Genomic DNA, 23,722 nt, shown 5'->3' with positions numbered 1-23,722 from the left:
AGGTCAAATCCGGTCAGATTCCCCCGGATTACGGATGCGTTCCGTCCACGGGGCATAACGATACGTGCTGGGGCCCCGCCTTGGGCCCGGCTCGGCAGGTTCCGCGCCGAAAATCAGTTCATTGGTTCGAATGTGTCGAACACGGTGTTCCGCAACGCCGTGCACGCCTTGCCGTCCCACCCCGCCGCGGGGCACGTGATCATGATCGCGTAGCCGTGCGAACGGTCAACGACCATGCCCCGGTTGAGGACGTGGACCCGCTCACCGCTCTGGGTCCGCAGGAAGTGCCAGTCGGCGACGGAGGGATAGCCGCGCCAGTCCACGGTCTTGAGGCTCAGCCGCCGGTAGTCCTGGCTGCCGGAGCGCACCGCCGGCTCCTGCGCCACCCACGCCTCGTACGCGGCGTCGCGGTCCAGACCGCGGGGGCTGGAGGTGAAGTCGATCTGCACCCGCGGGAATCCGCCGGCCGAGGCGGCGAATATGGCCCCGCCGCCACCGCTGGTGGTGGCCACCCGCCGCCAGCTCTTGGGCAGCGCCACGGAGAACTGGAACCGCTTCTCGGTGAAGACCTTGAACCCCGCGGGCACCCCGCCGGGCTCCGCCTGGCCACCGTCGTCGTCGCCCTCGCCCTCGTCCCCGCTCGCGGACGCGTCGGCGCTCGGCGTGGTGGACGGCTGCTCGGACTGCCCCGGTGACTTGTCCTTCGTGGCCGGCGCGCTCGGGGCGGCAGTGCCCCGGCCCTTCGCGCCGTCCGGATCGCCGCCGCCGTCATCGCCGAGGGCGACCGCCAGCACCGTGCCCAGCACCGCCAGCGCCACCACGGCGGCGATCACCACCAGCGTGCGGCGCGGCAGTTCGGCGATCCGGGACACCACGCCCGCGACCGGCGAACCGGCGCGGTGCAACGTGGCCGGACCGGGCGGCGCGGGCGCCGTGGCGGCGGGTTTCGCGGGCTCGGCCGCGGGCTCGGCGACCGGCGTCTCGTCGGGGACGGGCGGCAGCGGTACGACCTTCGTCGCGTCCACCGCCGGCGGGGCGGCCGCCTCCTCGGGCAGGTCGATCACCCGGCGCAGCAGCACCCGCGCCCCGGCCTCCCCCAGCCGCCGGTCGGGGTCCTTCTCCAGCAGGCCGTAGATGACCTCCTCCAGCGGACCGGCGTTCTTCGGCGGGTCGAAGGGCTTGGTCATCACCGCGGTCAGCGTCGCGATCGCCGAGCCCAGGTCGTACGGCGGATGCCCCTCCACGGCCGCGTACAGCAGACCGCCCAGGGACCACATGTCGGCGGCGGGGCCGGGCCGCTGTCCGCGCGCCCGCTCCGGCGAAATGTACGACGGGGCCCCGACCAGCATGCCCGTCGAGGTGATCGACGGGTCGCCCTCGACCTGGGCGATGCCGAAGTCGGTGAGGACGACGCGGCCGTCCTGGCCGATCAGCACGTTGGACGGCTTCACGTCGCGGTGCAGGATGCCCTGCGCGTGCGCGGCGCGCAGCACGTCGAGCACGGCGAGCCCGACCTCCGCGGCGCGCTTCGGGGTGAGCGGGCCGTCCTCCTTGGTGACGTCGGCCAGCGAACGGCCCTCGACCAGCTCCATCACGATCCACGGGCGGTCGTCCTCGTCGACCACGTCGTACACCGTGACCGCGCTGGTGTTGCGGATCCGGGCGATCGCCTTGGCCTCGCGGAGGGTGCGCGTGACGAGCCGGCGCTTCTCCTCCTCGTCGATCGCGTTCGGAAAGCGCAGCTCCTTCACCGCGACCGTGCGGCCGAGCACTTCGTCCGTCGCCCGCCAGACCGTGCCCATACCGCCCCGGCCCAGCACGGCGCCCAGCCGGTAGCGCCCCGCAAGCAGCTTGCCGTCCCCTTCGTGGCCCATGTGTCCCCTAACGCAAACCACCCCCGGCAGGAGCCCCCATTGTGTCTCATGCCGCCGACACGCGGGCCGCCGGGTCCTGCCCGCGCTGACGACCGGAACCCGGTGTTCGGTTCCCGTCCCACGGCCCTCACCCGCCTCAATCGTCCCGTCAGGCCCACCGCGCGGGAGGATCTCGCACGACCGCGGCGCCCTCCCGCTCCGCCGCGTCCATCACGGCGGCCAGCAGCGGCTCTTGCCCGTGCGCGGCCACGAGCTGCAGGCCCACGGGGAGGCCGTCCGCGCCGAGCCCGGCGGGCACGGTGCCGGCCGGATGGCCGCTGACGTTGAACGCCCAGGTGAGCGCCGTGCTGTAGCGATCGCCCGGGCCGTCGTGACCGTGCGGCGGGCCGGGCGTGGCCGGGGTGAGCAGCAGCTCCGCACGCCCGAACAGGGCGTCCAGAGCAGGCCCGTTGGGGTCTCGGACCCCGGCCTCGCCCCGTCGTACGGCGAACCACGCCTCCGCCGGATCCCGCAGGCCGACGTCGTACGGCACCAGCTCCACGACCCCCGCCGCGGCCAGCCGCCGCACCGCCTCCCACGCGGTACGCGCCTGCCCGGCGTCGGTGCCGGCGAAACCGAGGTCCGCCGACCACACCGCCCGCGCCGGCAGCCGGGGCGCCCCGCCCGCGAGCCCGACGGCCCGCAGATACGCGTCCACCCACCGCGCCGAGGCGGCGAGCACGCCCGGCGCCGCCAGTCCGCTCCGGTCCGGCGACGGCAGCGCGCCGCCGGTCGTCTTCAGCCCGAACACCCCGCACCACGCGGCCGGGATCCGCACCGACCCGGCCCCGTCGCCGCCGGTGGCCAGGGGCACCATGCCCGCCGCGACCGCCGCGCCGGCCCCGGCCGAGGACCCGCCGGGCGTCCGCGCGGGGTCCCACGGGTTGAGCGTCGGCCCGCCGCGCCCCTGCCCCCACGTCTGCCAGGTGGTCCCGGGCCCGGGCACGGCCGTCGCCCCGACGACCACACCCCCGGCCGCCGCGACCTGCCGCGCGGCCCATCCCCGCCGCCCCGCGGGCCCTTTGACGGCGACGGGCACACCGGCGAGGGGCGCCGCGGGATCCACGTCGCGGACGTCGTCCGCCCCCACGTCGATGAAAGCCCGGAGGTACGGGTCACGCTCCGCGATCCCGGCAAGTGCCCGGTCGACGGATCCCGTCACAGCGGCGCGATCTCCGGCGCCCCGAGCCGCGCCGCGTCCGCCGTCTGGTCGTCCGGCTGCAGCTGCGACTCGCGCTCCGCCTCCACGCGCTTCTCGTAGTGCTCGACCTCCTTCTCCACCTGCTCCTTGTCCCACCCCAGCACCGGCGCCACCAACTCCGCGCACTCGCGCGCCGATCGCGTCCCCCGGTCGAAGGTCTCGATGGAGATCCGCGTCCGCCGGGTGAGCACGTCGTCCAGATGGCGCGCCCCCTCGTGGGACGCCGCGTACACGATCTCCGCCCGCAGATAGTCCTCGGCGCCGCCGAGCGGCTCACCCAGCCCCGGGTCCGCCGCGATCAGCTCCAGCAGCTCGTCCGCCAGCGAGCCGTACCGGTTCAGCAGGTGCTCGATCCGCGCCACGTGCAGCCCGGTGCGCGCCGACGTCCGCCCGCGGGCGTTCCACAGCGCGGCGTAGCCCTCGGCCCCGAGCAGCGGCACCGTCTCGGTGACGCACGGCCCGACCCGCTGGTCCAGCCCGTGCACGGCCGCGTCCACGGCGTCCTCGGCCATCACCCGGTACGTCGTGTACTTGCCGCCCGCCACCACCACGAGCCCCGGCACGGGATGCGCGACGGTGTGCTCGCGCGACAGCTTGCTGGTGGCCTCCGACTCACCCGCCAGCAGCGGCCGCAGCCCGGCGTACACGCCCTCGACGTCGTCCCGTGTCAGGGGCACGGCGAGCACGGAGTTCACGTGCTCCAGCAGATAGTCGATATCGGCACTGGAGGCCGCCGGATGGGCCTTGTCGAGATCCCAGTCGGTGTCCGTCGTACCGATGATCCAGTGCCGCCCCCACGGGATGACGAACAGCACGGACTTCTCGGTCCGCAGGATCAGCCCGGTCGTCGAGTGGATCCGGTCCCGCGGTACGACGAGGTGGATGCCCTTCGACGCCCGGACGTGGAACTGCCCGCGCTCGCCCACCATCGCCTGCGTCTCGTCCGTCCACACGCCGGTGGCGTTGACGACCTGCCGGGCCCGCACCTCGAACTGGCCGCCCTGCTCCAGATCGTGCACGCGCACGCCGACGACCCGCTCGCCCTCGCGCAGGAAGCCGACGACCCGCGCCCGGTTGGCGACATGCGCCCGGTACGAGGCGGCGGTGCGCACGAGCGTGGCGACGTAGCGCGCGTCGTCCATCTGCGCGTCGTAGTACTGGATGGCCCCGACCAGCGACTCCTTGCGCAGGCACGGCGCGACCCGCAGCGCCTTCGTACGCGAGAGGTGCCGGTGTACGGGCATCCCCCGGGCATGGCCGCCGGAGACGGACATCGCGTCGTACAGCGCGACACCGCTGCCGGCGTAGAAGCGCTCCCAGCCGCGGTGCTGCAGCGGGTACAGGAACGGCACCGGCTTCACCAGGTGCGGGGCGATCCGGTCGGTCAGCAGGCCGCGCTCCTTCAGCGCCTCCCGCACCAGCGCGAAGTCCAGCATCTCCAGATAGCGCAGCCCGCCGTGGATCAGCTTGCTGGACCGGCTCGACGTGCCAGAGGCCCAGTCCCGGGCCTCGACGAGCCCCGTCGACAGCCCCCGGGTGGCCGCGTCCAGCGCCGTGCCGGCGCCGACCACGCCGCCGCCGACGACCAGGACGTCCAGCTCGTGCTCCGCCATACGTGCGAGGGCCGCACCGCGCTCGGCCGGCCCCAGTTTCGCTGTCCTCACCGCTGCCTCCGCTCTCGCCGGCGCCCGGTCCGCGCACGTGCCCGCGGAGGGGGTGCCGGAACGCCGTGGTGTCCCGACTGTCGATTCTGTCCGGCCTGAGCGATTGCATCCACCGTGCGAACTTCCAGGTCTCTCGTTTACAAATAGTGAATATCAGTCATATTCGCCTTTAGCCTGACAGCATGCCCGCCGACCTCGCCGTGATCGGACTCGGTCACCACGGCCTGCCCCTCGCCCACGCGGCCACCATGGCCGCCATCGACACCCTCGGCTTCGACCCCGACCCGCGGGCGGTGCACGAGCTCACGGCGGGCCGGCCGCCCGTCGACGGCTCGCTCAGCGCGGCCGAGATCCGGCGGATGCTGGGATCCGGCTTCCGCGCCACCGACGACCCGGCGGAGCTGGGCCGGGTCCGTACGGCCGTCATCTGCGTCCCCACCCCGCTGGGCGCGGACCACGCGCTGGACCTGACGGAGCTGCGCACCGCGGCCCGCACCCTGGCGGCCCGGTTGCGCCCGCACACGACGGTCGTCCTCGAATCGACGACGTACCCCGGTACCACCGAGGGGATGCTGCGTTCGATCCTGGAGCAGGGCTCGGGGCTGCGCGCGGGCCGCGACTTCCATCTGGCGTACTCCCCCGGCCGCCACGACCCGGGCAGCCGCACCCACGACGACGCGCACATCCCGAAGGTGATCGGCGGGCTCACCCCCGCCTGCACGGAGGCCGCCGCCGCCTTCTACGGACGGCTCACCGACCGGGTCGTACGGGCCCGCGGGCCGCGCGAGGCGGAGGCGGTGAAGGTGCTGGAGACGAACTACCGCCACGTCAACATCGCCCTGGTCAACGAGATGTCGTGGTACTGCCACGACCTCGACATCGACCTGTGGGACGTCATCCGCTGCGCCGAGACCAAGCCCTTCGGCTTCCAGGCGTTCCGCCCCGGCCCGGGCGTCGGCGGCCACAGCGTGCCGATCGACCCGAACTACCTGCCGTACTCCACCCGCAGCCTCGGCTACCCGCTGCGCATGGTGGAGCTGGCGCAGGAGGTCAACGGCCGGATGCCGCGCTATGTGACCCAGCGCTGCGCGCAGTTGCTGAACGAGCACGGCAAATCGGTGCGCGGCGCACGCGTGCTGCTGCTGGGCGTGACGTACAAGCCGGACCTCGGCGACCTGGAGGGCTCGCCCGCCCACGAGATCGCCTCGCGGCTGATGGAGCTGGGCGCGCATCTGTCGTTCCACGACCCGTACGTCGCCCAGTGGCGGGTGCACGGCCACCCCGTACCGCGGGCGGACAGCCTGTACGAGGCGGTGGCGGGCGCCGACCTGACGGTGCTGCTGCAGCAGCACCGCACCTACGACCTGCAGGGACTGGCGGTGAAGGCGCAGCTGATGCTGGACACCCGGGGCGCCTCGCCGACCGGTGCCGCACAACGGCTGTAACGGTGGCGAAGCGCTCGTTACGGGTAGATGAACGTTGTACGGTTCAGTCGTATGAGCGGGTCGGCGATGGGTGACGGATCCAACGGCCGCGGGCGGTCCGGTCCCTGGCAGGGGCTGGCGGCCGGGGCGGGAGCCGCGCTCGTCGGAGCCCTCGTCCTCGGTCCGCTGCAGGCGACGACCGGCCATCGCGGGCTCGAACAGGGCTACTTCGCCCTGGCCGTCGGCATCCTCGTGGGCGCCGCCCTCGGCAAGGCGGGCGGCACGTCGGCGCGGGCCCGCAAGGTCGCGCTGATGGGTGTGCCCCTCGCGTGGCTGGGCGTCGTCCTCGTGCAGTGGGTGGCCTCGGCGGTGTACGTCGGCTCGTGGGCGGACGCGCTCGATTTCTGGCGGCACGACGTCATCGGGCGGAACGACGTGATGTTCTACGTCGTCGCGGGCGCGGAGGGATATCTCGTGGCGAAACGGGTGTCCGAGACGTCCTAGGTCTCCGCCGGAGTTCGCATCTGTGACGGTCGTGTCACGGGACCCATAAACGGGTTGTTGTCCCGTACTCCTCAACTGCTACCGTCGCCCCTCGTTCCACGGACCGCACACCTGTTTCACACGTCCCCGTGCGTGGTCCTTCCACTGAACTCCCCCGGGGGGATCTCCCATGAGCACCGAACAGCCCGAGAACAGCGCCGCGCCGGCGGCCGCTCCCGCTCCCGCCGACGGCGTCTTCGGCACGCCGGAGCCGCAGCAGAGCGGCGCGAACAAGACCCTCATCGCGCTGGGCGCGGGCCTGGTCGCGGCCGTCATCGCGGCCGTCGTGTACTCCTACGTCGTCAAGGCCGGCTACGACTTCGACCTGGACAAGGGCGAGGTCTCCATCACCCGCTACACCTACGCCGCGATCGGCGTCGGCGCCCTGATCGGCGCCGTCATCGGCAAGCTGGGCGGCAGGAACATCGCGCTGTGGATCGTCGGCGCCGTGCTCGCCGCCGTGGCGATCCTCTTCGGCGAGCTCTACGGCGCGGGTCTCGCCGCCGACGAGATGACCAAGGGTGAGGTGAGCGCGTTCTCCATCTTCACCGACGGCCTCGTCGACAACATCAAGGGCTGGGCCGACGCGCTGACGGGCAAGGAGTGGGCCTTCCTGGTCCTCGGCCCGCTGGCCGCGGTCGCGGCGTCGTTCAAGCTCGGCTCGGACGACTGACGCACGGCGTACCACGCGAAGGGGCGGCACCGGTGACCGGTGCCGCCCCTTCGGCGTACTGCTGGTTCTACCGGTTGCTACGGGCCACCGTGACCTCGACCCGCTGGAACTCCTTGAGCTCCGAGTAGCCGGTCGTGGCCATCGAGCGCCGCAGCGCGCCGAAGAAGTTCATCGAGCCGTCGGTGGTGTGGGAGGGGCCGAGCAGCACCTCCTCCGTCGTACCCACGGCGCCGAGGTTCATCACCTTCCCCCGTGGTACGTCCTCGTGCACGGCCTCCATGCCCCAGTGGTGCCCGCGGCCGGGCGCGTCCGTCGCGCGCGCCAGCGGCGAGCCCATCATCACGGCGTCCGCGCCGCAGGCGATGGCCTTCGGCAGGTCGCCGGAGAAGCCGACGCCGCCGTCGGCGATGACGTGCACGTACCGGCCGCCGGACTCGTCCATGTAGTCCCGCCGGGCGGCGGCCACGTCGGCGACCGCGGTCGCCATCGGGACCTGGATGCCCAGCACGCTGCGGGTGGTGTGCGCGGCCCCGCCGCCGAAGCCGACGAGGACGCCGGCCGCGCCGGTGCGCATCAGGTGCAGCGCGGCGGTGTAGGTGGCGCAGCCGCCCACGATGACCGGCACGTCCAGCTCGTAGATGAACTGCTTCAGGTTCAGCGGCTCCGCGGCACCCGACACGTGCTCGGCGGAGACGGTCGTCCCGCGGATCACGAAGATGTCGACGCCCGCGTCCACGACGGCCTTGGAGAACTGCGCGGTGCGCTGCGGGGAGAGCGCGGCCGCCGTGGTCACCCCGGAGTCCCGCACCTCCTTGATCCGCTGCCCGATCAGCTCCTCCTTGATCGGCTCGGCGTAGATCTCCTGCATCCGCCGCGTCGCGGTGCGCTCGTCCAGCTCGGCGATCTCCGCGAGCAGCGGCTCGGGGTCCTCGTACCGGGTCCACAGACCCTCGAGGTTGAGTACGCCGAGACCGCCCAGCTCCCCGATGCGGATCGCCGTCTGCGGCGAGACGACGGAGTCCATGGGGGCGGCCAGGAACGGCAGCTCGAAGCGGTACGCGTCGATCTGCCACGCGATCGAGACCTCCTTGGGGTCCCGGGTACGCCGGCTCGGCACGATGGCGATGTCGTCGAAGGCGTAGGCCCGCCGGCCCCGCTTGCCCCGCCCGATCTCGATCTCAGTCACGACCAACCCTTCCTCAGTTGTCCGGACCCAGTATCCCCTGTACGGACCGTCGGCACGTCCTGTGTACGGGCCTGACCGCGCACCGGGCGTACGGACCGGTCACGGCGCCAGGACGTCCAGCTCCCGCAGCGCACCCTCGGTGATCTCCCGGGTCAGCGCCTCCGCGCGCGCCGCGTCGCGGCACCGGATCGCCTCCGCCACCTGGACGTGCAGGGTCACCGCGGGCGGATCGGGGTCCTCGAACATCACCTCGTGCTCGGTCCGCGCCGTCAGCACCTCGCTCACCACGTCGCCGAGCCGCGCGAACATCTCGTTGCCCGAGGCGCGCAGCACCACGTGGTGGAAGGCGATGTCGTGCACCAGATACGCCTGGAGCTGCCGCCCGCGCGAGGTCGCCACCATGTCCATGGCGTGCCGGGTGATGTCCGCGCACTGCTGCGGAGTGGCGTTGCGGGCGGCCAGGCCGGCGGCGACGGGTTCGATGGCGGAGCGCAGCGTGGTCAGCGAGCGCAGCTGGCGGGGGCGGTCGGGGCCGGCCATCCGCCAGCGGATGACCTGGGGGTCGAAGACGTCCCACTGCTCCGGCGGCAGGACGGTGACGCCGACACGCCGGCGCGACTCGACCAGCCGCATCGACTCCAGCACCCGGACGGCCTCGCGGACGACGGTGCGGGAGACGCCGAAGCGCTCCTCCAGCTCGTCGGTGCGCAGCACCGAGCCCGGCGGGTGGGCGCCGGCGGCGATCGCCGGACCGATCGTCTCGAGAAGGCGGGCGTGCAGGCCCTGCCGGCTGGTCTCCATGGCCCGTTCATCCTACGCGCCGGACCAGCAGGGCACTTATGTATGACGTTTGAGTCACAGTCCCTTGAATAAGTCATACATATGGCGTTGAGTGTGGCTCGCAGGTCAACGGAGACAGCGAGGTACCACCCGATGCACGACAAGCCGCTCGTCGTCGTCATGGGCGTGTCCGGTACGGGCAAGTCCACCGTCGGCGCGTTGCTGGCCGCCCGGCTGGGCGTGCCGTACGCGGAGGCCGACGAGTTCCATCCGGCGGCGAACATCGCCAAGATGGCCTCCGGTCACCCGCTGGACGACTCCGACCGCGCGCCCTGGCTCGACGCCATCGGCGCCTGGGCGCAGGCGCACACCGGCAGCGGGGGCGTGGTCAGCTGCTCGGCCCTGAAGCGGGCCTACCGCGACCGGCTGCGGGCCGCCGCGCCCGGCCTCTTCTTCGTCCACCTCACCGGCGAGCGGTCCCTGATCGCCGCCCGGCTGGCGGCGCGCATCGGCCACTTCATGCCGCAGGGCCTGCTGGACTCGCAGTTCGTCGCCCTGGAGCCGCTGCAGTCCGACGAGCGCGGTGCCGCCGTCCCCGTCGGCCCCTCCCCCGAGGACGTCACCGGGCAGGCGGCCGCGGCCGTCCGCTCGGCGCCGGACTGATCCGGCCGCCCCCTCCGTACGACCCGCTCCCCTCCCCCAAGATCCAAGGACTCCCCTCCATGCATCTCAGCGCCGAGATGCTGGCGGCGGGTACGGCTCCCACCGAGCCGATCACCTCCGCCGGCCACGCTCAGCTCGCGGTCGCCGTCCTGTTCGGCATCGCCGTCATCGTGCTGCTGATCACCAAGCTCAAGCTGCACGCGTTCCTCGCGCTCACCATCGGCTCGTTCGGGCTCGGCGCGGCGGCCGGCGCCCCGCTCGACAAGGTGATCACCGGCTTCAGCACGGGCCTGGGCAACACCGTGGCCGGCGTCGGCGTCCTCATCGCGCTCGGCGCCATCCTCGGCAAGCTGCTCGCGGACTCCGGCGGCGCGGACCAGATCGTCGACACGATCCTGGCGAGGGCCGGGACGCGCTCCATGCCCTGGGCGATCGCGCTGATCGCGGGCGTCATCGGGCTGCCGCTGTTCTTCGAGGTCGGCATCGTGCTGCTGATCCCGGTCGTGCTGCTGGTCGCGCGGCGCGGCGGCCACTCCCTGATGCGCGTCGGCATCCCCGCCCTGGCCGGCCTGTCCGTCATGCACGGCCTGGTCCCGCCGCACCCCGGCTCGCTCGCCGCGATCGACGCCCTCGACGCCAACCTCGGCGTCACGCTGGCCTTCGGCGTACTGGTCGCCGTCCCGACCGTCGTCATCGCCGGCCCGCTGTTCTCCCGCTACGCCGCCCGCTGGGTCGACGTCACCCCGCCGGAGGGGCTGATACCCCAGCGTCCGTCGGAGGACCTGGAGAAGCGCCCGGGCTTCGGCGCCACGGTGGCGACCGTACTGCTGCCGGTCGCGCTGATGCTGGCGAAGGCCCTGGTGGACATCGTCGTCGACGATCCCGAGAGCCCGGTGCAGCGCACCTTCGACGTCATCGGCGCGCCGCTGATCGCGCTGCTCGCGGCCGTGATGGTCGGCCTGTTCACGCTCGGCCGCGCCGCGGGCTTCGGCAAGGACCGGCTGGCGACGACGGTGGAGAAGTCCCTCGTCCCGATCGCGGGCATCCTGCTGATCGTCGGTGCGGGCGGCGGCTTCAAGCAGACGCTGATCGACGTGGGCGTCGGCCAGATGATCCTGGACATCTCGCAGGACTGGAACATCTCCGCGCTGCTGCTCGGCTGGCTGATCGCGGTCGGCATCCGCCTCGCGACGGGCTCCGCGACGGTCGCCACGATCTCGGCCGCGGGCCTGGTGGCACCGCTCGCCGCGGACATGGGCACGGCGGAGGTCTCCCTCCTCGTCCTCGCGGTCGGCGCGGGCTCGCTCTTCTTCAGCCACGTCAACGACGCGGGCTTCTGGCTGGTGAAGGAGTACTTCGGAATGTCGGTCCCGCAGACACTGAAGACGTGGTCGGTGATGGAGACGATCATCTCCGTGTCGGCCCTGGTCTTCGTCCTGCTGCTGTCGCTGGCGGTCTAGCCCGCACGCCGAAGGCCCCGCACACACGGTGCGGGGCCTTCGGCGTCTCCGGTGCGGGTCGTCCCGCCGGGGCTGTGTCACTCCTCCAGGAGCACCTGGGTGAAGTCGACGACATGGACGACCAGGACGAACAGCAGCCCGTCGCTCACGACGTACTCGATCGCGATGTTCTGCGTCAGCGCCAGCGAGCGCGTCGCCTCGTCCCCGGAGATCGGTATCGACATCTTCGGGCGCGGGTCGGTCGCCAGCACCGTCAGCCCGCGCTCCAGCAGGGCGCGGCGGTCGGCCGGCAGCGCGTCACGGACGCGGGCCGCCTCCTCCGAGAACTTCACCGAGTACAGCATGCGGAACCCCCTGGTCAGCACATCCAGACTAGCGGCGCGGGCTGTAGTTCGGGGCCTCGGTCGTCATCTGGATGTCGTGCGGGTGCGACTCCTTCAGGCCCGCGGCGGTGATGCGGACGAAGCGGCCGTTCTCCTTGACCTCGGGGATCGTGCGGCCGCCGACGTAGAACATCGACTGGCGCAGACCGCCGACCAGCTGGTGCACGACCGAGGAGAGCGGGCCCCGGTAGGGGACCTGGCCCTCGATGCCCTCGGCGATCAGCTGCTCGTCGGACTTGACCTCCTCCTGGAAGTACCGGTCCTTGGAGTACGACTTCGTGCCGCCGCGCGTCTGCATCGCACTGATGGAACCCATGCCGCGGTACGACTTGAACTGCTTGCCGTTGATGAAGAGCAGCTCACCCGGCGACTCCTCGCAGCCCGCGAGCAGCGAGCCCAGCATGACCGTGTCCGCCCCGGCCACGATGGCCTTGGCGATGTCGCCGGAGTACTGCAGACCGCCGTCACCGATCACCGGCACGCCCGCGTCCTTCGCGGCCTGCGCGGCCTCGTAGATCGCGGTGACCTGCGGCACGCCCACACCCGCGACGACGCGCGTGGTGCAGATGGAGCCGGGTCCGACGCCGACCTTGATGCCGTCGACGCCCGCGTCGACCAGCGCCTTGGCGCCGTCGCGGGTGGCGACGTTGCCGGCGACGACGTCGACGTGGGAGTTCGACTTGATCTTCGCCGCCATATCGCCGACGAGCCGCGAGTGACCGTGCGCGGTGTCCACCACGATGAAGTCAACACCCGCGGCGATCAGCGCCTGCGCCCGCTCGAACGCGTCACCGGCCACGCCGACCGCCGCGCCGACGATGAGGCGGCCCTCGGAGTCCTTGGCGGCGTTCGGGTACTTCTCGGCCTTGACGAAGTCCTTGACCGTGATGAGGCCCTTGAGCACGCCCGCCTCGTCGACGAGCGGCAGCTTCTCGATCTTGTGCCGGCGCAGCAGCTCCATCGCGTCCTCGCGGGAGATGCCGACCTTTCCGGTGATCAGCGGCATCGGCGTCATGATGTCGCTGACGCGGCGGCTGCGGTCCGGCTCGAAGGCCATGTCGCGGTTGGTGACGATGCCGACCAGCCGGCGCTCCCCGTCGGTGACGGGCACGCCGCTGATGCGGAACTTGCCGCACAGCGCGTCCGCCTCGGCGAGCGTGGCCTCGGGGTGGATCGTGATCGGGTCGGTGACCATGCCCGACTCGGAGCGCTTGACCTGGTCGACGTGGTTGGCCTGGTCCTCGATGGAGAGGTTGCGGTGCAGGACACCGGCGCCGCCCTGGCGGGCCATCGCGATGGCCATCCGCGCCTCGGTGACCTTGTCCATGGCGGCGGACAGCAGCGGTACGTTCACCCGGACGTTGCGGGAGACGAAGCTGGACGTGTCGATCTCGTGCGGGGCCATGTCGGCGGCGCCTGGCAGCAGCAGGACGTCGTCGTAGGTCAGCCCGAGAGTGGCGAATTTGGCGGGGACTCCGTCGACGTGGCTGCTCATGACACCTTCCAGTGGGTCTTGCGCTGATCCGGAAACCCATGGTACTGGGCGAAACGCACTGCCCCGGAATCCGCCTGTTCGGCGGAACGCACGAACGCCGCGCGCGCCTGCTGCGGTCAAGAGGATTCCGGGGGCTCCGCCCCCGGACCCCCGCCGGAGCCCGTGGTCCCGCAGGCGGTCGCCTCTGCAGACGGTAGGCGTTACGCCGAGCGCTCGGCCAGCGCCCGCAGGCGCGACAGCGCGCGGTGCTGGGCGACCCGGACCGCCCCCGGCGACATGCCGAGGACCTGGCCCGTCTCCTCCGCGGTGAGGCCCACGGCCACCCGCAGCAGCACCAGCTCGCGCTGGTTCTCCGGGAGGCGGGCGAGGAGGCGCTGGGCCCACTCCGCGTCGCTGCGCAGCAGCGCCCGCTCCTCCGGGCCCAGCGAGCTGTCGGGCTGCTCGGGCATCTCGTCGGAGGGCACGGCCGTGGACCCGGGCGAGCGCATCGCGGCCCGCTGCAGATCGGCGACCTTGTGCGAGGCGATGGCGAAGACGAACGCCTCGAAGGGGCGCCCCGTGTCCCGGTAGCGCGGCAGCGCGCAGAGGACCGCGAGGCAGACCTCCTGCGCGAGGTCGTCGGTGAAGTGCCGGGCGTCGCCGGGCAGCCGCTGCAGCCGCGTCCTCACGTACCGGAGCGCGAGCGGATGCACCAGGCCGAGCAGCTCGTCCGTGGCCTGTTCGTCACCCTCGGCCGCGAGCTGGACGAGGGCTCCCAGGCTCTCCGCGGCCTCGGCGCGCTCCCGGCCGCCGGCGGACGGGGGACGCCCCGCCGAACCAGGGGGAACCCCATGGATCGTCTGGGTCTCGTCGCCACGCATCCGTCCATGGTGCCCTGAGGCGGAGCCATTCGCGGCACCAGCGGGTGCACGATCTTCGTTGTAGACCGAAGCGTTATGAGCAGGCGCGGCGACCACTTCAACACCCTCCCGGTCCGAACTGCCGCGCGGCGCCAGCCGCATGGTCGACACAGTCGGGACCCTCATGCTTCAAGCATGCGGCATCGCGCGCGAAACGTGTCGGCGTTCCCGACGGCCGCCCCGCCCGCGGTGCGGGCGGGGACCCGGCTGCGTCGGCGGCTCGCACGGTGCGCGGCCCGCGAACGGGGTCAGCGGACCAGGCCCCAGCGGAACCCGAGTGCGACCGCGTGGGCACGGTCCGAAGCGCCGAGCTTCTTGAAGAGGCGGCGCGCGTGCGTCTTGACCGTGTCCTCGGAGAGGAAGAGCTCACGCCCGATCTCGGCGTTGGAGCGGCCGTGGCTCATGCCCTCCAGCACCTGGATCTCCCGCGCGGTGAGCGTGGGCGCGGCGCCCATCTCCGCGGACCGCAGCCGCCGCGGGGCGAGCCGCCAGGTCGGGTCGGCGAGAGCCTGGGTGACCGTGGCCCGCAGTTCGGCGCGCGAGGCGTCCTTGTGCAGATAGCCGCGGGCACCGGCGGCCACCGCGAGGGCGACCCCGTCCAGATCCTCGGCGACCGTGAGCATGATGATCCGGGCGCCCGGGTCCGCGGACAGCAGCCGGCGGACCGTCTCGACGCCGCCCAGACCGGGCATGCGTACGTCCATCAGAATCAGGTCCGAACGGTCGGCACCCCAGCGGCGGAGGACTTCCTCGCCGTTGGCCGCCGTGGTCACACGTTCGACGCCGGGCACGGTCGCGACCGCGCGCCGGAGCGCCTCTCGGGCCAGTGGGGAGTCGTCGCAGACGAGGACGGAAGTCATGGCCGTCCTCCGGGGCTGATGCGCGTCACCTTGAGCCTCCAGGGCCGATGCGATCTCTACAAAGCGTCAGTGTCGGTGAGTCGGGCCTCCGGGCCGCTCGGGCCCGGCTGCCGTTCAACCGCTTCCGCACTCTCAACGACGGTCACCCGAAAGAGTTACGGGGGCTCCTCATGGCGCAGTCGCGGCGACCGCGCCCCCGTGCCGACCCACCCGTTCGCCCGAGTCCGGAAGATCCGACGACCGGAACTCTACGTGAGGACGCGACCACGCCACAGGCCCGCTTGACAGCCTTCAGATCCCCTTAACCATGACCCGATTGGGCTATTTTTTACCGTTTTACTAATTGTCAGCGCGATTTGGACGAAGAGTAATATTTACATCTAGTTAGTCAGTAGACGTAGGGTTTGGTTGGAACACGCACTGTTCGTACGGTTTCAAGGGGACAAGTAATGGCCGATTTCTCCCGACTCCCGGGGCCGAACGCCGACCTGTGGGACTGGCAGCTCCTTGCAGCCTGCCGAGGCGTCGACAGCTCGCTGTTCTTCCACCCTGAGGGCGAGAGGGGCGCCGCCCGCAGCGCACGCGAAGCATCCGCGAAAGAGGTGTGCATGCGCTGCCCCGTACGCGCCGAGTGCGCGGCGCACGCGCTGGCGGTGCGGGAGCCCTACGGCGTCTGGGGCGGGCTGACCGAGGACGAGCGCGAAGAGCTCATGGGCCGCGCCAGACACCGGATGGCGACGGCCCCCGCCGTCGCGTCGGACTGAGGACGGCGAACTAGGGAGCCTCCACCGCGAGCTTGTCGAGCATCGCCCCGACCGCCGGCACCTGCGCCAGGTCGGGCAGCGTCAGCGCGACGATCTCGCGGTGGACCGGCGGGGTCAGCGGCACGGCCGCGACCCGCGACTGCCGGGCGCCGACGGCCCCGACCGCCAGCGCGGGCAGCGCGCCCACCCCGAGGCCGGCGCCGACCAGGCCGATCACGGCCGGGTAGTCGTCCGTGGCGAAGTCGATCCGGGGTGTGAACCCGGCGTTCTCGCAGATCTCCACCAGATGCCGGCGGCAGCGCGGGCAGCCCGCGATCCACGGCTCGTCCGCGAGCTGGTCCAGGGCCAGTCCGCCCGCCGCGGCCAGCGGATGCCCCTGCGGCAGCAGCCCCATGAGCGGATCGCGGCGCAGGGTCCGTACGACCAGGCCCTCCCAGTCCTCACCGGTCGAGGAGCCGTCGTACCGGAAGGCCAGCGCGATCTCGCAGTCGCCCTCGCGCAGCAGTTGCACCGAGCGCGGCGGCTCGGCCTCCTCCAGCGAGACGCGGATGTCCGGGTGGTCGCGGCGCATGGCCGCGAGCGCCGCCGGGACGAGGGTGGAGCTGGCACTCGGGAACGAGACCAGGCGCACCCGTCCGGCGCGCAGTCCGGCGATCGCCGCGACCTCCTCCTCGGCGGCGGTCAGCCCCGCGAGGATCCCGGCCGCGTGCCGCACCAGCGCCTCGCCGGCCTGGGTGAGCCGCGTCTCGCGCCCCGCCCGCACCAGCAGCGGGGTGCCGGCGGCGTGCTCCAGGGCCTTCATCTGCTGGCTCACGGCCGGCTGCGTACAGCCGAGCTCGCGGGCGGCGGCGGAGAAGGACCCGGTGGCGGCGACGGCGCGCAGCACGCGGAGATGGCGGGCTTCGAACATACTTACCAGTATAAGCGGTGCTTTGAGAGCGGGCCCGCTTGCGTGCACGGGCTTGGGGTCACCGAAACGACGTTGCCGCTCCGCGCCGCGCGCACCTACCGTGCGCCGTATGAAGCTGCTCTCCGTGAACCTCGGCCATCCGCGCCACGCCCCGGACATCACCGACGCGAAGGACTTCATCACCGCGATCGACAAGCGCCCGGCGGACGGCCCCGTGGCCGTCACGGCGCCCGGCCCGAAGGGCACCGGCGGCAGCGGGGTGGCCGGTGACACCATCGGCGACCTGCGGCACCACGGCGGCGACCACCAGGCGGTGTACGCGTTCGCCCGCGAGGACCTCGACGGCTGGGCGCGCGAGCTGGGCCGCGAGCTGCCGAACGGGACCTTCGGCGAGAACCTGACCACCGAGGGCCTCGACATCACCGGCGCCAGGATCGGCGAGCGCTGGCGGATCGGCCCGGACGTGGTGCTGGAGGTCACGTCCGCCCGGATCCCCTGCCGCACGTTCGCCGGCTGGCTCGGCGAGCAGGGATGGGTCAAGCGCTTCACTCAGGCCGCCGCGCCCGGCGCGTACCTCAGGGTGATCGAGCCCGGCGAGATCAGGGGCGGCGACCCGATCGAGATCGTGCACCGGCCGGAGCACAAGGTGACGGTGTCGTTCCTGTTCCGGGCGGCGACCACGGAGCGCACCCTGCGCCCGCGGCTGCTCGCGGCGGGCGACGCGCTGCACCCGGAGGCCCGGGCGGACGCCCTGACCTGGATCGAGAAGTACGGCGCGGAGTAGGGGACTTCCCCCAGGGACGGATCAGGGACGGGCCGGGGACGGCTGGGGGACCTTCCCCGATGCCCCAGACCGCCCCGGCCAGCAGCCTCTGACGTATGAAGACGATCAGGGGAAGCAGGCTGCTGAAGAAGGCCGCCATATGGCTGGCCGTGACGGCCACGGTCGTGGTCACGGCGGCGGCCGGCGCGGCGACCTGGCTCTACACGAGCGCGGACGTGTCGACCGTCGGCAAGGCGTCCTTCGACAACCGGCTGGCGATACCGCCGCTCGCCGGATCGCGTGTGGAGAAGGACGGCACCCGGGTCTTCGACCTGCGGATGCAGTCGGGCGCGACGGAGTTCCGGCCCGGGCAGCAGACCCCCACCTGGGGCTTCAACGGAGCCTACCTCGGCCCGACGCTGCGCGCCGAGCGCGGCGAGAAGGTGCGCGTCGACATCCGCAACACCCTGGACGAGCCGTCCACCGTGCACTGGCACGGCATGCACCTGCCCGCCCGGATGGACGGCGGCCCGCACCAGATGATCGACCCGGGCGGCAGCTGGTCGCCGCGCTGGACCGTGGACCAGCCGGCCGCCACCCTCTGGTACCACCCGCACCCGCACGGGCAGACGGAGGAGCACGTACAGCGGGGGCTGGCCGGGATGTTCATCCTGGACGACGACAAGGCGGCCGGACTGGACCTGCCCGCCGAGTACGGCGTGAACGACGTGCCGGTGATCGTGCAGGACACCCAGTTCGACGGCGACCGCTTCGACCACGGCCACCGGATCATGGAGAACACCGGTTTCCTCGGCGACCGGACGATGGTCAACGGCACCCTCACCCCGTACCACCGGGTCGGGGACGAGCTGGTGCGGCTGCGGCTGCTGAACGCCTCCACGGCCCGCGTCTACAACTTCGGCTTCGCCGACGACCGGAGCTTCTCGCTGATCGGCACGGACGGCGGACTGCTCGAGGCCCCGTACGCCACGGACCGGCTGAAGCTGTCGCCGGGCGAGCGGGCGGAGATCGTGGTGCGGGCGGAACCGGGCGAGCGGGTGATGCTGCGCGGCTACCCGGTGGGCGACGGCGACTTCTGGAACCAGCGCTTCAGCGGCGGCGACGACTCGTTCGACGTACTTCAGCTGCGGGCTGCGGACACCCTGCGGCCGTCCGCCGCGCTGCCCGCGAGGCTCGTGGCGCCCGAGACGCCGGACGGCTCGGACGCGGTCCGCGACCGGCACTTCGACCTGAGGATGTCCGGCATCAACGGCGAGCCGATGCGGATGGACCGGATCGACGCCACCGTCACCCGCGGTACGACGGAGGTCTGGACGGTGCGCAACGAGGACGGCATGCCGCACAACTTCCACGTCCACGACGTCCAGTTCCGGGTGCTGGAGGTGAACGGCGAGCAGCCGCCGCCCCCGCTGCGCGGGCCGAAGGACACGGTGTACGTGCCCAGCGGTACGACGATGAGGCTGGCGCTGCGCTTCGACGGGCCGGCCGACCCGGACGTGCCGTACATGTACCACTGCCATCTGCTGTACCACGAGGACGGCGGGATGATGGGGCAGTTCGTGGTCGTGGAGCCGGGGCAGCGGGCCGGGGCGGTGCGCGGCGGGCACTGAGCGCCCGCGCCCGCCCGGGGGCTACTGCGGCCCGTACTTGCGGCCCGCGCCCGAGGACACCCGGCCGAGCAGGCCGCGGGGGACCAGCTTCGTCGCCCCCATCAGGGCCTTGTAGCGGGGGTCGGGGACGGACAGCGTCTTGCCCTTGGCCAGATCGCGCAGCGCCTCCGCGACCAGCTTGTCCGCGTCGAGCCACATCCAGCCGGGGATGTTGTCGGTCCGCATCCCCGCCCGCGAGTGGAACTCCGTCCGCACGAACCCGGGGCACAGCGCCATCAGCCGTACGCCCGAACCGGCCAGGTCGCGAGCGGCGCCCTGGGTGAACTGCACGACCCACGCCTTGCTCGCGCCGTAGGTCCCGCGCGGCACGAACGCGGCGACGGACGCCACGTTGACCACGCCGCCCCGGCCGCGCTCGCGCATCGGCTCCACGGCGGCGGAGGTCAGCCGGAGCACTGCCTCGCAGTGCAGCTTGAGCATGCGCAGCTCGTCCGCCATCGAGACCTCCAGATAGCGGCCCTTGAGGCCGAACCCGGCGTTGTTGACCAGCAGGTCGACGGGCCGGCCGGGGTCCGACAGCCGCTCCGCGACGGCGTCGATGCCCTCGTCCTGCGTGAGGTCGGCGGCGAGCACGTCGACCTCGACGCGGTGCCGGTCGTGCAGTTCGGCGGCCTGCTTGCGCAGCCGCTCGGCGTCCCTGGCGACAAGCACCAGATCGTGCCCGTCGGCGGCCAGCCGCCGGGCGAAGGCGGCGCCGATACCGGCGGTGGAACCCGTGATCAAGGCTGTCGTCATGGCCCCCAGTATTCGGACCGGGGAAGGTCCGGTCCACCCGGGTCCGCCCGGTCGAAGGCCGCGCGGGCGGTGTCCAGGTACGCGCGGTGCTCCTCGGCCCAGCGCATCAGGGGCGCCACCGCGGCCGACAGGCTGCGGCCGGCGTCGGTCAGCGCGTAGTCCACCCGCGGCGGAGTGGTCGGCGTGACGGTGCGGGTCACCAGTCCGTCGCGCTCCAGGCCGCGCAGGGTGAGGGTCAGCATCCGCTGGGAGATGTCCGGGATCGAACGGCGCAGCTGCGCGTGGCGCAGGGCGCCGTCGCCGAGCACGCCCAGCACCAGCACGCTCCATCTGTCGCCGACCCGGTCCAGCACCTCGCGCATCCGGCAGGCGGCCAGATCCTGGCTGACCGGGGCGGGAACACGGATGTGCGCTACGGAAACCGATGTGCCGTCTTCTCTCACCGCGCCATCCTGGCGCATAATTCAGCTGCTAACAAGAAGTAAGCTACGACAGGAAGGTGAGGGAGAGCTGTGGCCGTCGATCTCAGCGGACTGCCCGCGCGCAGGGGGCCCCGGCCCGGCACGACCGGCCGGGAGGTCCCCCACGACCAGCTGGAGGACTTCTCGCCGCCCGGGATCCGGGCGGCACTCGTGGCGTACGCCGAAGGGCTGCCGGGCGTGCGTACCGGGCCGAGCCTCGTCTCCGAGCCCGGCTCCCTCGCGCTGCGGCTGCACCGGGAGGAACAGCCCTTCGAGGCGTTCCTCCACCCGTCGGTCGACGAGTTCGGCCATATCCACCGCTCCGGCTTCCTGCACCTCACCGTGCCGGCGCCGGACCTGGCGGTGCTGACGGAGCTGGGCTGGACCGAGCCCCATCCGATCAGCCGGCGGGCGGAGTTCCCGGACACCATCGTGATGCTCTACGCGCCGCGCGACGAGGAGGAGCTGGCCGTGGCACGGACGGTGCTGCGCGCGTCGTACGACCAGGCCGCGGCCTGACCCCGGCCCTCCCCCGCCTTCCCCACCCCATCCCCTTCCCACCGCTCAGGGAGCATTCGTGTTCATCGCCTACACCGTCCTCGCGATACTGCTGTCGCTGGTGCTCGTCGCCTCGGGGCGCGCCAAGCTCGTACGCGACGAGAAGATCGTCGAGGGCATGCGGAGGGCCGCCGTCCCGGACAGCTGGCTGCCGCGCCTCGCGACGCTGGAGATCCTCGGCGCGCTCGGCCTGCTGGCCGGCATCTGGCTGCGCCCGCTGGGCATCGCGGCCGCCGCCGGCGTCGTCCTGTACTTCATCGGCGCCGTCATCACCCATCTGCGCGCCGGCGACGGCGCGAACGCCCCGGTCCCGACGGTCCTGGCGGTGCTGGCGGCGGCGCCGCTGGTGCTGGGGGCCGCGACGAGCTGACGCGGCCGTACACGCCGAAGGCCCGGCCGCTCCCCGCGTGGGGAGCTGCCGGGCCTTCGGTGGTGGAACCGGGTCAGTGCGCGTGGCCGTGACCGTGGCCGGCCTCGGCCTTCTCCTCTTCCGGCTTCTCGACGACGATCGACTCGGTCGTCAGCAGCAGGGAGGCGATGGACGCGGCGTTCTCCAGGGCGGAGCGGGTGACCTTGACCGGGTCGATGACGCCCTGCTTGACCAGGTCGCCGTACTCGCCGGTGGCGGCGTTGTAGCCCTGGCCGGCGTCGAGGTCGGCGACCTTCGAGGTGATGACGTAACCCTCCTGGCCGGCGTTCTCGGCGATCCAGCGCAGCGGCTCGACGGCCCCGCGGGCGACCAGCGCCACACCGGTGGCCTCGTCGCCGGACAGGCCGAGGTTGCCGTCCAGCACCTTCACGGCGTGGACCAGCGCGGAGCCGCCACCGGAGACGATGCCCTCCTCGACCGCGGCGCGGGTCGCGGAGATGGCGTCCTCCAGACGGTGCTTGCGCTCCTTCAGCTCGACCTCGGTGGCCGCGCCGACCTTGATGACGCAGACGCCGCCGGCCAGCTTGGCCAGGCGCTCCTGCAGCTTCTCGCGGTCCCAGTCGGAGTCCGTGGCCTCGATCTCGGCCTTGATCTGCGCGATCCGGCCGGCCACGGCCGAGGAGTCGCCCGCACCGTCGACGATCGTGGTGTCGTCCTTGGTGACGACGACGCGGCGGGCGGTGCCCAGCACGTCGAGGCCGACCTGCTCGAGCTTGAGGCCGACCTCCTCGGACACGACCTGGCCGCCGGTCAGGACGGCCATGTCGCCCAGCATCGCCTTACGGCGGTCGCCGAAGCCCGGGGCCTTGACGGCGACCGAGTTGAAGGTGCCGCGGATCTTGTTCACGACCAGGGTCGACAGGGCCTCGCCCTCGACGTCCTCGGCGATGATCAGCAGCGGGCGGGAGGCGCCGGCCTGCATGACCTTCTCCAGCAGCGGCAGCAGCTCCTGGATGGAGGAGACCTTGCCCTGGTTGATCAGGATGTACGGGTCCTCCAGCACCGCCTCCATGCGGTCCTGGTCGGTCACCATGTAGTGCGACAGGTAGCCCTTGTCGAAGGCCATGCCCTCGGTGAAGTCGAGCTCCACGCCGAAGGTGTTGGACTCCTCGACGGTGATGACACCGTCCTTGCCGACCTTGTCCATGGCCTCGCCGATGAGGGCGCCGACCTGCTCGTCCTGGGCGGAGAGCGCGGCGACGGCGGCGATGTCGGACTTGTCGTCGATCGGCCGGGCGGTCTTCAGCAGCTCGTCGGAGACGGCCTTGACCGCGGCGTCGATGCCCTTCTTCAGGGAGGCCGGGGAGGCACCGGCGGCGACGTTGCGCAGACCCTCGCGGACGAAGGCCTGGGCCAGCACGGTGGCGGTGGTGGTGCCGTCACCCGCGACGTCGTTGGTCTTGGTCGCGACCTCCTTCACCAGCTGCGCGCCGAGGTTCTCGTACGGGTCGTCGATCTCGACCTCGCGGGCGATCGTGACACCGTCGTTGGTGATGGTGGGGGCGCCGAACTTCTTGTCGATGACGACGTTGCGGCCCTTCGGGCCGATCGTCACCTTCACCGTGTCGGCAAGCTTGTTCACGCCGCGCTCAAGGGCACGACGGGCGTCCTCGTCGAACTTAAGGATCTTCGCCATGGGGTTGGATGTGTCCTCTCAAGTGCCAGAGCCCCGGCCCCTGGCCTCCTGCGGAGGCACTGGGATCCGGGGCTCGGACTGCAGCTGGCTGCGGGTGTCTTACTTCTCGATGATCGCGAGCACGTCGCGAGCCGAGAGGACGAGGTACTCCTCGCCGTTGTACTTCACCTCGGTGCCGCCGTACTTGCTGTAGAGCACGATGTCGCCGACGGCGACGTCGAGCGGCAGGCGCTGGCCGTCCTCGAACCGGCCCGGGCCCACGGCCAGGACGACGCCCTCCTGGGGCTTCTCCTTGGCGGTGTCCGGAATGACCAGGCCCGAGGCCGTGGTCTGCTCGGCGTCGAGCGGCTGGACCACAATGCGGTCCTCGAGCGGCTTGATGGCAACCTTGGTGCTGGCGGTCGTCACGATCCGACCTCCCCCTTCGGAGATCTACGGGGTCTTATGTCTGGGGTGGCGACCTGGTAGGCCCGTCGTCGCGGGTGCCGGACCTGCCTCGTCGCCCGCCCTGGCCGGCATCCGCGACTGGCCGCCGGCGATTCATCGCTATGACGAGAACGACATACCTGCTGGTTCCCGTACAAAGCGCACACGCACTCTCGACAGATGAATGTGAGAGGGGTCACCCTG

Annotated in this window: 24 protein-coding genes; 10 read left to right on the top strand and 14 right to left on the bottom strand. The window is 72.0% G+C overall.

Going from position 1 to position 23,722, the window contains the following annotated elements; translation table 11 throughout:
- Nucleotides 1-113: 113 nt before the first annotated feature.
- From AB0M28_RS28600 to AB0M28_RS28590, 3 genes are all read right to left on the bottom strand, one after another.
- The gene (locus tag AB0M28_RS28600; protein WP_365411068.1) at nucleotides 114-1,874 is read right to left on the bottom strand and encodes a serine/threonine-protein kinase; all 1,761 of its coding nucleotides are present in this window, start codon (nucleotides 1,872-1,874) and stop codon (nucleotides 114-116) included.
- Between the two features lie 148 nt (nucleotides 1,875-2,022).
- A complete protein-coding gene (locus tag AB0M28_RS28595) occupies nucleotides 2,023-3,075 on the bottom strand; it encodes an amidase family protein (RefSeq protein ID WP_365411065.1) in 1,053 nt (350 codons plus the stop codon).
- On the bottom strand, nucleotides 3,072-4,778 hold the full coding sequence (locus tag AB0M28_RS28590) for a glycerol-3-phosphate dehydrogenase/oxidase (RefSeq protein ID WP_365411062.1): 1,707 nt from the start codon (nucleotides 4,776-4,778) through the stop codon (nucleotides 3,072-3,074). The genes AB0M28_RS28595 and AB0M28_RS28590 overlap by 4 nt, the downstream gene beginning before the upstream one ends.
- Nucleotides 4,779-4,960: 182 nt before the next feature.
- Here AB0M28_RS28590 and AB0M28_RS28585 point away from each other — a divergent pair, with 182 nt between their 5' ends.
- From AB0M28_RS28585 to AB0M28_RS28575, 3 genes are all read left to right on the top strand, one after another.
- The gene (locus tag AB0M28_RS28585) at nucleotides 4,961-6,223 is read left to right on the top strand and encodes a nucleotide sugar dehydrogenase (RefSeq protein ID WP_365411059.1); all 1,263 of its coding nucleotides are present in this window, start codon (nucleotides 4,961-4,963) and stop codon (nucleotides 6,221-6,223) included.
- Nucleotides 6,224-6,274: 51 nt separating this feature from the next.
- Nucleotides 6,275-6,706, top strand: a complete 432-nt coding sequence (locus tag AB0M28_RS28580) for a hypothetical protein (RefSeq protein ID WP_365411056.1) — start codon at nucleotides 6,275-6,277, stop codon at nucleotides 6,704-6,706.
- A gap of 169 nt (nucleotides 6,707-6,875) precedes the next feature.
- A complete protein-coding gene (locus AB0M28_RS28575) occupies nucleotides 6,876-7,418 on the top strand; it encodes a hypothetical protein (RefSeq protein ID WP_365411053.1) in 543 nt (180 codons plus the stop codon).
- Between the two features lie 67 nt (nucleotides 7,419-7,485).
- Here AB0M28_RS28575 and AB0M28_RS28570 read toward each other — a convergent pair whose 3' ends face one another.
- Nucleotides 7,486-8,604: a GuaB3 family IMP dehydrogenase-related protein gene (locus tag AB0M28_RS28570; RefSeq protein ID WP_365411050.1), complete on the bottom strand. Its 1,119-nt coding sequence runs from the start codon at nucleotides 8,602-8,604 to the stop codon at nucleotides 7,486-7,488.
- Nucleotides 8,605-8,703: 99 nt separating this feature from the next.
- Nucleotides 8,704-9,405, bottom strand: a complete 702-nt coding sequence (locus AB0M28_RS28565) for a FadR/GntR family transcriptional regulator (protein ID WP_365411047.1) — start codon at nucleotides 9,403-9,405, stop codon at nucleotides 8,704-8,706.
- Nucleotides 9,406-9,537: 132 nt separating this feature from the next.
- Here AB0M28_RS28565 and AB0M28_RS28560 point away from each other — a divergent pair, with 132 nt between their 5' ends.
- Both AB0M28_RS28560 and AB0M28_RS28555 read left to right on the top strand, forming a co-directional pair.
- Nucleotides 9,538-10,047, top strand: a complete 510-nt coding sequence (locus AB0M28_RS28560) for a gluconokinase (protein ID WP_365411044.1) — start codon at nucleotides 9,538-9,540, stop codon at nucleotides 10,045-10,047.
- Nucleotides 10,048-10,106: 59 nt separating this feature from the next.
- Nucleotides 10,107-11,507, top strand: coding sequence for a gluconate:H+ symporter (locus tag AB0M28_RS28555; protein WP_365411041.1), 1,401 nt, complete (start codon nucleotides 10,107-10,109; stop codon nucleotides 11,505-11,507).
- A gap of 77 nt (nucleotides 11,508-11,584) precedes the next feature.
- Here the strand turns inward: AB0M28_RS28555 and AB0M28_RS28550 are convergent, their stop codons facing one another.
- The 4 genes from AB0M28_RS28550 to AB0M28_RS28535 all read right to left on the bottom strand — a co-directional run bounded on the left by AB0M28_RS28550 (nucleotide 11,585) and on the right by AB0M28_RS28535 (nucleotide 15,144).
- On the bottom strand, nucleotides 11,585-11,851 hold the full coding sequence (locus tag AB0M28_RS28550) for a hypothetical protein (RefSeq protein WP_365411038.1): 267 nt from the start codon (nucleotides 11,849-11,851) through the stop codon (nucleotides 11,585-11,587).
- 28 nt (nucleotides 11,852-11,879) lie between these two features.
- Entirely contained in the window at nucleotides 11,880-13,385 is a 1,506-nt protein-coding gene (guaB, locus tag AB0M28_RS28545; protein ID WP_365411035.1) for an IMP dehydrogenase, read from the bottom strand.
- Between the two features lie 200 nt (nucleotides 13,386-13,585).
- Complete coding sequence (locus tag AB0M28_RS28540) at nucleotides 13,586-14,245, bottom strand: sigma-70 family RNA polymerase sigma factor (protein WP_365411032.1); 660 nt, start codon at nucleotides 14,243-14,245, stop codon at nucleotides 13,586-13,588.
- A gap of 287 nt (nucleotides 14,246-14,532) precedes the next feature.
- Nucleotides 14,533-15,144, bottom strand: a complete 612-nt coding sequence (locus AB0M28_RS28535) for a response regulator transcription factor (protein WP_003948568.1) — start codon at nucleotides 15,142-15,144, stop codon at nucleotides 14,533-14,535.
- Between the two features lie 449 nt (nucleotides 15,145-15,593).
- Here AB0M28_RS28535 and AB0M28_RS28530 point away from each other — a divergent pair, with 449 nt between their 5' ends.
- Complete coding sequence (locus AB0M28_RS28530) at nucleotides 15,594-15,908, top strand: WhiB family transcriptional regulator (protein WP_365411029.1); 315 nt, start codon at nucleotides 15,594-15,596, stop codon at nucleotides 15,906-15,908.
- A 10-nt stretch (nucleotides 15,909-15,918) separates the two neighbouring features.
- On the opposite strand, the gene AB0M28_RS28525 is transcribed toward AB0M28_RS28530, so the two are convergent.
- A complete protein-coding gene (locus AB0M28_RS28525; protein WP_365411026.1) occupies nucleotides 15,919-16,818 on the bottom strand; it encodes a LysR family transcriptional regulator in 900 nt (299 codons plus the stop codon).
- 109 nt (nucleotides 16,819-16,927) lie between these two features.
- On the opposite strand from AB0M28_RS28525, the gene AB0M28_RS28520 reads away from it, so the two are divergent.
- Nucleotides 16,928-17,602, top strand: coding sequence for an MOSC domain-containing protein (locus AB0M28_RS28520; protein WP_365411023.1), 675 nt, complete (start codon nucleotides 16,928-16,930; stop codon nucleotides 17,600-17,602).
- A gap of 95 nt (nucleotides 17,603-17,697) precedes the next feature.
- Nucleotides 17,698-19,212, top strand: a complete 1,515-nt coding sequence (locus tag AB0M28_RS28515) for a multicopper oxidase domain-containing protein (protein ID WP_365411020.1) — start codon at nucleotides 17,698-17,700, stop codon at nucleotides 19,210-19,212.
- Between the two features lie 21 nt (nucleotides 19,213-19,233).
- Here the strand turns inward: AB0M28_RS28515 and AB0M28_RS28510 are convergent, their stop codons facing one another.
- Together AB0M28_RS28510 and AB0M28_RS28505 are read right to left on the bottom strand one after the other, a co-directional pair.
- Nucleotides 19,234-20,007 (bottom strand): SDR family oxidoreductase, encoded by a 774-nt coding sequence (locus AB0M28_RS28510; RefSeq protein ID WP_365411017.1) that lies wholly within the window; start codon nucleotides 20,005-20,007, stop codon nucleotides 19,234-19,236.
- A complete protein-coding gene (locus tag AB0M28_RS28505) occupies nucleotides 20,004-20,450 on the bottom strand; it encodes a helix-turn-helix domain-containing protein (protein WP_365411014.1) in 447 nt (148 codons plus the stop codon). The genes AB0M28_RS28510 and AB0M28_RS28505 overlap by 4 nt, the downstream gene beginning before the upstream one ends.
- 69 nt (nucleotides 20,451-20,519) lie before the next feature.
- Between AB0M28_RS28505 and AB0M28_RS28500 the strand changes: the two genes are divergently transcribed.
- Together AB0M28_RS28500 and AB0M28_RS28495 are read left to right on the top strand one after the other, a co-directional pair.
- Entirely contained in the window at nucleotides 20,520-20,987 is a 468-nt protein-coding gene (locus AB0M28_RS28500; RefSeq protein ID WP_365411011.1) for a luciferase family protein, read from the top strand.
- Between the two features lie 58 nt (nucleotides 20,988-21,045).
- Nucleotides 21,046-21,396, top strand: coding sequence for a DoxX family protein (locus AB0M28_RS28495; protein ID WP_365411008.1), 351 nt, complete (start codon nucleotides 21,046-21,048; stop codon nucleotides 21,394-21,396).
- A 73-nt stretch (nucleotides 21,397-21,469) separates the two neighbouring features.
- Here the strand turns inward: AB0M28_RS28495 and groL are convergent, their stop codons facing one another.
- Both groL and groES read right to left on the bottom strand, forming a co-directional pair.
- Nucleotides 21,470-23,092, bottom strand: a complete 1,623-nt coding sequence (gene groL / locus AB0M28_RS28490) for a chaperonin GroEL (protein ID WP_365411005.1) — start codon at nucleotides 23,090-23,092, stop codon at nucleotides 21,470-21,472.
- 99 nt (nucleotides 23,093-23,191) lie between these two features.
- Nucleotides 23,192-23,500 carry a co-chaperone GroES gene (gene groES, locus AB0M28_RS28485; protein ID WP_365411002.1) on the bottom strand — a complete coding sequence of 103 codons (309 nt, stop codon included), beginning with the start codon at nucleotides 23,498-23,500 and terminating at the stop codon, nucleotides 23,192-23,194.
- Between the last annotated feature and the right edge of the window lie 222 nt (nucleotides 23,501-23,722).

The organism is Streptomyces sp. NPDC051940, assembly GCF_040680895.1.
Taxonomy (GTDB): Bacteria; Actinomycetota; Actinomycetes; order Streptomycetales; family Streptomycetaceae; genus Streptomyces.
This window is presented reverse-complemented; position numbering and strand designations above follow the sequence as displayed.